Below are 613 nucleotides of genomic sequence, written 5' to 3' on the forward strand. Positions count from 1 at the left end.
CGGGGGTGCGGGCGCGGGGTGAGGTGCCGTACCTGTTGCGTGGGCTGGTGCGGGGGGTCCGCCGGTCGGCGGTGTCGGGAACGGCCTCGGGAGATGAGGCGCTGGTACGGCGGCTGACTGGGCTGGGGGAGGCCGATCGGGTGCGGTCGGTGGTGGAGTTGGTACGGGCGCAGGTGGCTGCGGTGTTGGGGCACGCCTCGCCGGAGATGGTGGAGGTGCGCCGGGAGTTCCGCGAGCTGGGCTTCGACTCCCTCACCGCCGTGGAGCTGCGCAACCGGCTCAACGCCGCCACCGGACTGCGCCTGCCGGCGACGTTGGTGTTCGACTATCCGACTCCGGTGGTGTTGGCGGAGTTCGTGCTGGGTGAGGTGCTCGGTGAGAGGGCCGATGCGGGTGTGCTCTCGCCGGTGGTGCGGTCGGTGGCCGATGATCCGGTGGTGATCGTGGGGATGGCGTGCCGGTATCCGGGTGGGGTGTCTTCTCCGGAGGATCTGTGGCGTTTGGTGGTTGAGGAGACTGACGCGATTACTGGTTTTCCGACGAATCGGGGGTGGGATCTGGAGGGTGTTTATGATCCGGATCCTGGTCGGGTGGGGACGTCGTATACGCGTCA

At 68.5% G+C, this 613-nt stretch carries 1 protein-coding gene; it reads left to right on the forward strand.

The features are described from left to right. Nucleotides 1-23: 23 nt before the first annotated feature. A partial coding sequence (locus AC5L38_RS44350; RefSeq protein ID WP_495248848.1) for an acyl carrier protein occupies nucleotides 24-613 on the forward strand: 590 nt, incomplete at its 3' end.

It is taken from the genome of Streptosporangium nanhuense (genome assembly GCF_059358815.1).